Annotated in this window: 9 protein-coding genes; all 9 read left to right on the forward strand. The window is 32.1% G+C overall.

Translation table 11 applies throughout. The annotated features are described in order from the left end of the window. A partial coding sequence (locus AC2LE6_RS07315) for a putative PEP-binding protein (RefSeq protein WP_484478613.1) occupies positions 1-404 on the forward strand: 404 nt, incomplete at its 5' end. Between the two features lie 56 nt (positions 405-460). Next, positions 461-1,276: a Cof-type HAD-IIB family hydrolase gene (locus AC2LE6_RS07320; protein ID WP_484478614.1), complete on the forward strand. Its 816-nt coding sequence runs from the start codon at positions 461-463 to the stop codon at positions 1,274-1,276. A gap of 148 nt (positions 1,277-1,424) precedes the next feature. After that, positions 1,425-3,749: an endopeptidase La gene (gene lon, locus AC2LE6_RS07325; protein ID WP_484478615.1), complete on the forward strand. Its 2,325-nt coding sequence runs from the start codon at positions 1,425-1,427 to the stop codon at positions 3,747-3,749. Positions 3,750-3,861: 112 nt separating this feature from the next. Further along, on the forward strand, positions 3,862-4,857 hold the full coding sequence (locus AC2LE6_RS07330; protein ID WP_484478616.1) for a fatty acid desaturase: 996 nt from the start codon (positions 3,862-3,864) through the stop codon (positions 4,855-4,857). Positions 4,858-4,900: 43 nt separating this feature from the next. Next, positions 4,901-6,655 carry a M3 family oligoendopeptidase gene (locus tag AC2LE6_RS07335; protein WP_484478617.1) on the forward strand — a complete coding sequence of 585 codons (1,755 nt, stop codon included), beginning with the start codon at positions 4,901-4,903 and terminating at the stop codon, positions 6,653-6,655. A gap of 60 nt (positions 6,656-6,715) precedes the next feature. Beyond that, positions 6,716-7,456, forward strand: a complete 741-nt coding sequence (locus AC2LE6_RS07340) for a SagB/ThcOx family dehydrogenase (RefSeq protein ID WP_484478618.1) — start codon at positions 6,716-6,718, stop codon at positions 7,454-7,456. A 1-nt stretch (position 7,457) separates the two neighbouring features. After that, entirely contained in the window at positions 7,458-8,474 is a 1,017-nt protein-coding gene (gene ltaE, locus AC2LE6_RS07345) for a low-specificity L-threonine aldolase (protein ID WP_484478619.1), read from the forward strand. A gap of 1 nt (position 8,475) precedes the next feature. After that, positions 8,476-9,135, forward strand: a complete 660-nt coding sequence (locus AC2LE6_RS07350) for a hypothetical protein (RefSeq protein ID WP_484478620.1) — start codon at positions 8,476-8,478, stop codon at positions 9,133-9,135. Between the two features lie 55 nt (positions 9,136-9,190). Beyond that, positions 9,191-9,613 (forward strand): HAD family hydrolase (locus AC2LE6_RS07355; RefSeq protein WP_484478621.1); only part of this gene is annotated, 423 nt, incomplete at its 3' end.

Consider the following 9,613-nt stretch of genomic DNA (forward strand, 5'->3'; position numbering starts at 1 on the left):
GACTAGATGACTATTTCCCTTACATCGACTTTGTAAGTATTGGAACAAATGATCTACTTCAGTATACATTTGGAGTAGACAGACAAGATACATCAATGAAAGAACTAGTAAATCCATTTACACCATCATTTGTCACATTGCTTAAAAACATAATAGAACAAGCAACAATCAACAAAGTTGATTGTAGCGTGTGTGGAGAACTTGCTGGCAACGAAGACATGGCATTATTACTTCTTGGATTTGGATTAAAAGAATTTAGTATGGTTCCTAATAAAATCCCAGTTATAAGAGAATTAATCAATCAAACACCACTCAAAAAAGCAATTAGATTAACCAATCAACTACACCAAACAAAGACAGTTCAAGATGTCTTTGATATTATCAATAAAATAAAAGCTCTTTAATGAGCTTTTTACACGAAATAAGATAAATATATAGTATAATACAAAAGGGTGATACAATGATAAAACTAATCGCAATAGATTTAGACGGAACACTACTAACAAAAAACTTAGAGATAAGTAAAGAAAACTTAGCTGCAATTAAGCAAGCCAGAGAACGTGGTGTACACGTAGTGATAGCTACAGGAAGACCAATGTTATTTACAAAACCATATATGAAAGTATTAAATCTAGATACCCCATACATAATGTATAATGGTGGGCAAATCATGAATGCAGACCAATCAACAATAGAATCTAATTTTCTAACCGAAGATCAAGTATTAGAAACGGTGTCATTGCTAGAACAACATAATACAGCATATATGCTATATACAGACAATACCGTCTTCTATAAACCATGTAAAAGAATTGAGTTCTTGAAGGAAATGGCCCAACATGTTGAAGAATCACTACGTGCTAAATTTGAGTTAGTCACTGACTTCAAAAAAGTCATCAAAGAGAACAAATTTAACAAAGTCCTAATCGTTGAGGAAAATAAAGAGCAATATCCAATCGTTTATGAACGATTCATGAAGTTATCTGGAACATACGACATCCTAATGTCTTCAAGTTTTTATATAGAAGTAATTCCAAAAGGTACTTCAAAAGGAACTGCCCTTGAAAAAGTAGGGAAATTACTAAATGTAAAACAATCAGAAATAATGGCGATTGGGGATCAAGAAAATGACGTTACGATGATTGAATATGCAGGAATCGGTATTGCTATGGGTAATGCTATAGAATCGGTTAAAAAACAAGCGGATTATGTAACTCTTACAAATAAGGAAAATGGGGTAGCACACGCTATAAAAAGGTTCGTGTTAGAAACTTAAAATAATAGAACATTATGCTTTTCTAAATAAGAAAAATATACTATAATACTAAAAGACTCAAAACGTTTACATAAGTGTGTATTCATTGAATATACACATTTGTGTAGTATAATAGAGTTATCAAATGAGAAATAAGAGAGGTGATATTATGTACAAAAGTAATATTTTAACAGAAGGATTATTACCAAGCATCGCAATCCGCGGAATTGCGCCTTTTCCTCATACTGATTTAAGAATCGAAGTTGGTCGTATTATGAGCAAGAACGCCTTACTTGAAGCAGAAAAAAATTATGACGGACATGTACTATTATTAATCCAGGAGAATCCAATGTTTGATACTCCTACAATTGAAAACGTACTACAATATGGTGTTGTAGCAAAAATCGGAATTAAGATTAAACTACCTAATGGAAACTTTAAGGTGAAGTTCGATCCAATTATACGTGCACAGATATTAAATATGGAAGAAGTAAAACCATTCTTCTTAACTAGATTTAAAACTATGCCTACAGTACAAGAGGATATCGATCAAGAATTAGCACTTGTAAGAATGTTAGCAAAACAAGTTCTAGATAATTCTAAAACATTACTTAAAAGTCCTAAACAAAGTTTAGAAGCAATCCAAAATGGTGTTAATAGTGATAGATTATGTGACATCGTCGCAGATAGTTTAAAAATTAGTGAAAACCAGAAATTCAAATATATCCAAACAGACAGCTTAAATCAGAGATTGACATATCTTCTAGAAGATATTGAAAAAGAAAAGTATATGTCTCAAATTGAAAATCAAATCAATATGACTGTAAAGAAAAATATTGATGAGAATCAAAAAGAGTATTACTTAAGAGAGAAAATGAAAGCAATCCAAGAAGAACTTGGTGACAAGGTTAAGAAAGAATCAGATAATGAAGAATTAAAAGCAAAAATCTTAGCCAAAAAAATGCCTAAAAACATCGAAGAAAAAGCAATGTATGAACTACAAAGATACCAAAGCTTACCTGCATCTAGCGGTGAAAGTGGAGTTATTAGAACATATCTTGACTTACTAGTAGAATTACCATGGCATGAAGTAAGTATTGATGAAACTGATATCAACAAAGCTGAAAAAGCTTTAGATTCAACTCACTTTGGATTAGAAAAAGTGAAAGAACGAATCATTGAATATTTAGCTGTAAAAATCTTAACAAAGAAAAACCCTCAAACAATTCTATGTTTAGTAGGACCTCCTGGTGTTGGTAAAACAAGTTTAGCGCAATCGATCGCGTTAGCACTAGGTAGAAACTTCGTTAAACAAAGTCTTGGTGGAGTAAAAGATGAATCAGAAATAAGAGGACATAGACGTACATACTTAGGAGCACTTCCTGGTCGTATTATGGATGGAATGAAAAAAGCTAAAGTTGTAAATCCTGTATTCTTATTAGATGAAATTGATAAATTAGGTTCAGATTACAAAGGAGATCCAAGTGCTGCATTACTAGAAGTACTAGATCCAGAACAAAACGCTAAATTTAGCGATCATTACTTAGAAGAACAATATGATTTATCACAAGTACTATTTATCGCAACAGCAAACTATTTAGGAAACATTCCAGCGCCACTTCGTGATCGTATGGAAATTATTGAATTAAGTAGTTATACTGAAATCGAAAAATATAACATCGCAATTGAGCATTTAATTACAAAACAACTTGAAACTCATGGTTTAGATCCTAAAAAATTCACAATCACAGAAGATGCGATTATGGAATTGATTAGAGGATATACTCGTGAAGCTGGAGTTCGTCAACTTGATAGATTATTTGGTAGCTTAACAAGAAAAGCAATCAAAATTATTCTAGGGGACAAAAAAGATAAAGTTGTTATTGATAAAGATGACGTAGGAACATTCTTAGGAAAAGCTAGATTCAGTAACTCTAAAGCAGAAAAAACAGATCAAGTTGGTGTTGTAACAGGATTAGCATACACACAATTTGGTGGAGATACTCTCCCTGTTGAAGTAACATACTATGAAGGAACTGGTAAACTAGTATTAACTGGTAAACTTGGAGATGTAATGAAAGAATCTGCAATGGCTGCCTTATCATATGTTAAATCAAATGCTGCTAAATTAGAAATCAACATGGACATGTTTAAAGAAAATGACATTCACATCCATGTACCTGAAGGTGCAGTACCAAAAGATGGACCATCTGCTGGAGTAACAATTACAACAGCTATCGTATCAGCTTTAACTGGTAAAAAAGTAGATCACTTCTTAGGTATGACAGGTGAAATCACATTACGTGGACGCGTGTTACCAATTGGTGGACTAAAAGAAAAATCAATTGCCGCACACAGATCAGGATTAAAAACAATCATGATCCCAATGGATAACAAAAAAGACTTAGAAGACATCCCAGAAGATGTTAAAAAGCATTTAGAAATTATCCCAGTAGAGACAATTGAAGAAATTATCACAAGAGCACTTAAGTAAAAGAGACTGAAAAGTCTCTTTTTTTTATCATATCTCTTTACTATGTGTGGTAGAGTAATTATAATAGAGATGTACTATGACAGACATAGTAATTTAAAAGGACGTGATTTTTATGAAAAGTAAAGACATAAACAAACTAGTAAGGCCTTTCGCTGTGCCTTCAAACGCAAGAGCAATATGGCAAATCACAAATACATTAATACCATATCTTGGATTAATATACTTAATGTATTTCATGATCAACAAAGGAGTGCCTTATATATTTGTACTAGCATTATCCATTATTCCAGGATTGTTTTTAGTTAGAGTATTCATCTTTTTCCATGATTGTACACATAAATCATTTATGGCAAACAAAAAAGTAATGAACATACTAGGACATATATTTGGAATACTCGTATTCACTTCCTTTTATCGTTGGCAACGTGAACACGTAAAACACCATTCAACAGTTGGTAACATGGACAAACGAGGTGTTGGAGATGTTTGGACAATGACGGTAGACGAGTTCAAAGCTGCATCTTTTGGTAAAAAATTAGGGTATCGATTATATCGAAACCCATTTGTATTATTCATTATTGGTCCAATCTATGTATTTCTAATTAGTGAGCGATTACCACTTCAAAACAAAACCAAAAAAGATTGGCTATCAAACAGTATAACCAATATTGGTGTTATCGCAATAATTATTACAGTATGGTTAACTGTGGGTCTTAAGTATTACTTATTAATCCAGTTGCCAGTGATCTTTTTCGCTGCATCTGCGGGAGTTTGGTTATTCTATGTTCAACATCAATATGATGATGTATACTGGGAAGACAATGAAAACTGGGATATTATAGAAGCGGCATTAAAAGGAAGCAGTGTCTATAAGTTACCTAAAATTCTTGATTGGTTCACAGGGTATATTGGGTATCACAATGTTCATCATTTAAACGCAAAAGTACCAAACTACAGATTGAAAAAACTGTATCATTCAAATAGTATATTAAGAAGCAAAAAAGAGATTAAACTATTTAGTAGTTTTAAACTTATGAGACTATTTCTATACGATGTAAAAAATAAAAAACTAATTAGTTACAGAAAATATAAAAAGACTTATGCATAAGTCTTTTTTATTTGATATAATCTAATAGAGAGGGAGTGACATTATGAAAAAATGGAATTTAGATGCACTATATAAATCATTTGATTCAAAAGACTTTTTAGAAGACATTAAGAAAATTGAAGTTCTTGTTAATCAGGCAAATGAATTTGCCGTAAAAGAGTTTGCGAGTAATGAAGATGCGGCTAGAAAATTAAACGAGTTCTTAGCTATTGAAGAACAATTAAGAACATTGTTTATTAAAACAATGGTGTTTTCAAGACTTACAGTATCTACAGAAGCATTGAATGAGGACGCTAGAAAATATATGGCTGTCTTACAGCAACTTGCTTCAAAGTCGACTTTAGCAGATACAAAGTTCTCTAAATGGGTACCAACACTTAACTTAGAAGAGATTTTCAAGGACGATAAGTCTTTAGAAGAGTTCAACTTTTATCTAAACAGTATTGTTGAAGGGTCAAAATATGTTCTAAGCGATGAAGAAGAAATGATTATTAGTAGAATGAGACAAACGTCATCTACAATGTGGGGACAACTACAAGGTGAGTTAACTAGTACGGTAAAAGTAGAGTATAGAGGAGAAGAACTTCCTTTAAGCTCAGTAAGAAACTTTTCAAGTGATAAAGATCCACAAGTACGTAAAGATGGTTACGATGCAGAAATGAAAGCATATCCAAAAATTGCACAAAGTGTTGCTTACTCTATGAATGGTGTAAAAGCAGAAGTAAATACTATTTGTGATTTACGAGGATTTGATTCTGCTTTGGATCAAGCTGTATATAATTCAAGAATGAAACGTAGTACTTTAGATGCTTTAATAAGTAGTATGAAAGATTACTTACCTCATTTTAGAAAATATATCTTAAGAAAAGCAAAAATGTTAGGTCATGATGGGGCAATGCCATACTATGATTTATTTGCACCTGTTGGAGAAAGCAGTAAAACATTTACAGAAGATGAAGCAATGGAATATATCTTTGAAAACTTCAAGACATTTAGTCCTGAATTAGAGAACTTAGCACGTCGTGCTTATGATGAGGAATGGATAGACTTTTCACCTCGTATGGGTAAACGTGGTGGAGCATTTTGCAGTAACATCCACCCTATTAAACAGTCACGTGTTCTAACAAACTTCACTGGTAGTTTTGGGAACGTCATTACGCTTGCTCATGAACTTGGTCATGCGTATCACGGAGATCAAATTTTTAAAGAGAAGATATTTAACAGTAGTTATACAATGCCAGTAGCAGAAACTGCATCGACATTCTGTGAAACAATTGTAAAGAATGCAGCATTAAAAGATGCTGATGAAAATGAGAAAATATTTATCTTGGAACAATCATTAAAAGGAAGCACACAAGTTATTGTTGATATATTATCAAGATTTATCTTTGAGAGTAATGTTTTTGAAACTCGCAAAACAACGCCATTAAATGAACAAATGTTATGTGATATGATGGAAGCAGCTCAGAAAGAAGCATATGGAGATAGCTTGCATGAAGATTACTTAATGAAATACGGATGGTTAAATAAACCTCACTATTATAGTGGTGGATTGAGTTTCTATAACTTCCCATATGCATTTGGTTTACTATTTGCAAAAGGAATTTATGCTAAATTTATTGAACAAGGTGATTCATTTGTTCCTAAAGTAAATTTATTACTTCAAAAAACTGGTCAAATGTCTGTTGAAGATGTTGCAGCTCTTGTTGGTATAGATTTATCAACAAAAGAATTCTGGAATTCTAGTTTAGAAGTTATCAAAGGTGAAATAGATTTATTCTTAGAATTAACAAAATAAAAAGCCGAAGTTTTTCGGCTTTTTTTATAATAAATGTTATAATGACAAAGAGGTGATTTGATGGACATCAAAAATGAAATCAAAAACAACAGAAAAGCAATTAAACCCACATGGACAGATCTACATACTTTTAAAACGGATCGTCATTTAGGGTTAGAAAGACCTGCATTATTCAAAGAACTTGAGGGAATCAAGTTTAAACTTCAAAAAGAGTTTCCAAATATTGATAAAATATCACTTACTGAATCTATAAAAAATAGACGTTCTACAAGAAAATACAGTAAACATCCGTTATCGTTTGAGGAAGTTAGTTATTTACTGTATGAAACAAGTCGAGTAGACTTTGTAAAAAATGAATCCGCTGTTTTTAGAACGATACCTACTGGTGGAGCTACTAATGCAATGGAAACATATGTTTATGTTAATAATGTAGAAGGCATTAAACAAGGGTTATACCACTATGCTCAAAACAAACATGAGTTGACACTAATTGAGGAAACCAAAACTTTAAAAGAAAGAGTAAATAGCGCGATGTTAAGACAATTACGTGAAGCATCTATTGTTGTGTTCTTTACCGCAGTTCCATATCGTTCAGAATATAAATACGCACATACAGCTCATAAAATGATTATGATAGAAGCAGGACATGCAGCTCAGAACTTAAGTTTATCTTGTGAAGCTATTAATAGTGGTGCTGTATGCATCGCAGCATATAATCAGGAACTATGTGACAATCTTCTTCAAATAGATGGTGAAGAGGAATTTACTACATATGTAGTTGCCTTAGGAAAGAAGGTTTAATATGTTAGATTTTAGAAGTGATACAGTAACCAAACCAACAAAAAAAATGCGTGAGGCTATGCTGAATGCAGTTGTCGGTGACGATGTATACGAAGATGATCCAACAATCAAAGAATTAGAGGAACTTGCTTGTAAACTTACAGGCAAAGAGGCTGCTTTGTTTGTTGTTAGTGGTACTATGGGTAATCAACTAGGTATCTACGGGCAAACAAACAGAGGAGAAGAAATTATATGTGGAGTTCAATCACATATAAAGAACTATGAAGTAAATGCTGCAGCTGTTATAAGTGGTGTGGGATATCAACTGATAAATGAAATAAATGGTATGATGCCACTAGAAGATATTAAAAAAGGTATCAGAGGAAATGATGTACATTACCCTGATACAGGATTGATTTGTTTAGAAAACGCTCATGGTAGTGGTAAAGTTTTACCGTTAGCATATATGAAAGACGTTAGAGATCTAGCAAATAAACATAATCTTAACATCCATTTAGATGGAGCACGTTTATTCAATGCTGCAACATTTCTAAAAGTAGATGCATCAGAGATATGTCAGTATGTAGATACAGTAACATTTTGTTTATCTAAAGGACTTGCAGCACCAATAGGTAGTGTTCTATGTGGTACAAGAGATTTCATCCAAAAAGCAAGAAGAGGAAGAAAACTTCTTGGTGGTGGGATGAGACAAGTTGGAGTTCTTGGAGCTCCTGGTATTATTGCACTGGATGAAATGAGATTAAGACTACAAGAAGATCATGACAATGCATCATACTTAGCTGATTTACTAGATGGCTTAAACGAATTCAAAGTTGATAGAAACAATCTTGATATCAATATGGTCTTTGTAGAAAGTACAGTAGACTTTGAAGCACTTGAAAAATATTTAAGAAACAAACACATAATTATCGGTGGATACAAAGGCAATCACTTAAGAATAGCGCTTCATAACGACATAAAGACAAAAGACATTGATGTTCTGGTGTCAAACATAAAACTCTTTATAAAGGAGAATTAAGATGTCAAAAACATTAAAACTATCAATTGTAATAATAAGCTCTTTGATTATGGTTGGGATCACCTTGTACATGGATTCAACAACAATGACTTATCAAACATTCGATTACTACATGTATGGACTAATTGCATACTTAATCATATCAGTTTTACTTTTATTAAATGCCATAATGCAATTTGATACAAGTACAAAGAAAATTGGTGCAAAATACAAAGAAAACAGACTGCATTATGCAACAGTATTTATCTATTTTATGTCTATAATTGCTATTTTTTATATTATTGAGAATGGATTTACATCTTTGTCTATATTCATAGCAGTATTGATGGGGTCTATTGTACCTGTACTTCTATTCTTTTTGACAATTTATTATAGATTAGATGAACAAGGTATAGAATCCAGACTGCTTAAGCAGAAATTCATAAAATATAGTGATATCAAAGAATTGAAAGTATCAGGATGGATGAATTGCCTTATTATCAAATCTGAATCAGAAACAATTTATTTAGATTTCACTGTTAAAGGATTTATTGATTTGTTTAACAAACTTATCGTACACCTAGATTCACCATTATATTCTGAAGTAATACCAAAGTTAAAAGACTACTATAAAATGGTATTGCAGTTTCATAACATTAAAGAATTGGAGAAAAGCAAGTAATTGCTTTTTTTTATGTCTTATTTTGTTATAATAAAACAAGTGAAGGAGTGATAGTATGAGAGATACATTCTTATTTGATTTAGACGGAACACTATTACCAATGGACTATGATATGTTTATGAAATTATACTTTCATAATATTGGGGATCACTTTGAAGATCGCTTAGATCCTAAATTATTAGCGAAATACATCATGGCAGCAACAGAAATTGTAATTAACAATAAAACAGGAGAATCAAATGAAAGTAAATTTATGAATCATTTTGAGAACCTTGTAAATGGGGATATTGAATGGTTCAAAGAGGAGTTCATTAAGTTCTATAAATCTCAATTTGAAAATGTAAAGGCATCAACATATAAATCAACTGAAATGAGACAAGCTGTAGATACATTAAAAGAAAAAGGGTACAAAGTAGTTATCGCAACCAATCCATTATTTCCGATGGTAGCAAATGAGGAAAGAATCAAATGGGCTGGA

Source organism: Candidatus Izemoplasma sp. (genome assembly GCF_982632705.1).

What these genes read in the sequence shown, in the direction of transcription:
- AC2LE6_RS07320 (WP_484478614.1), top strand. Translation starts at nt 461, where the DNA reads ATGATAAAACTAATCGCAATAGATTTAGACGGAACACTACTAACAAAA.
- lon (WP_484478615.1), top strand. Translation starts at nt 1,425, where the DNA reads ATGTACAAAAGTAATATTTTAACAGAAGGATTATTACCAAGCATCGCA.
- AC2LE6_RS07330 (WP_484478616.1), top strand. Translation starts at nt 3,862, where the DNA reads ATGAAAAGTAAAGACATAAACAAACTAGTAAGGCCTTTCGCTGTGCCT.
- AC2LE6_RS07335 (WP_484478617.1), top strand. Translation starts at nt 4,901, where the DNA reads ATGAAAAAATGGAATTTAGATGCACTATATAAATCATTTGATTCAAAA.
- AC2LE6_RS07340 (WP_484478618.1), top strand. Translation starts at nt 6,716, where the DNA reads ATGGACATCAAAAATGAAATCAAAAACAACAGAAAAGCAATTAAACCC.
- ltaE (WP_484478619.1), top strand. Translation starts at nt 7,458, where the DNA reads ATGTTAGATTTTAGAAGTGATACAGTAACCAAACCAACAAAAAAAATG.
- AC2LE6_RS07350 (WP_484478620.1), top strand. Translation starts at nt 8,476, where the DNA reads ATGTCAAAAACATTAAAACTATCAATTGTAATAATAAGCTCTTTGATT.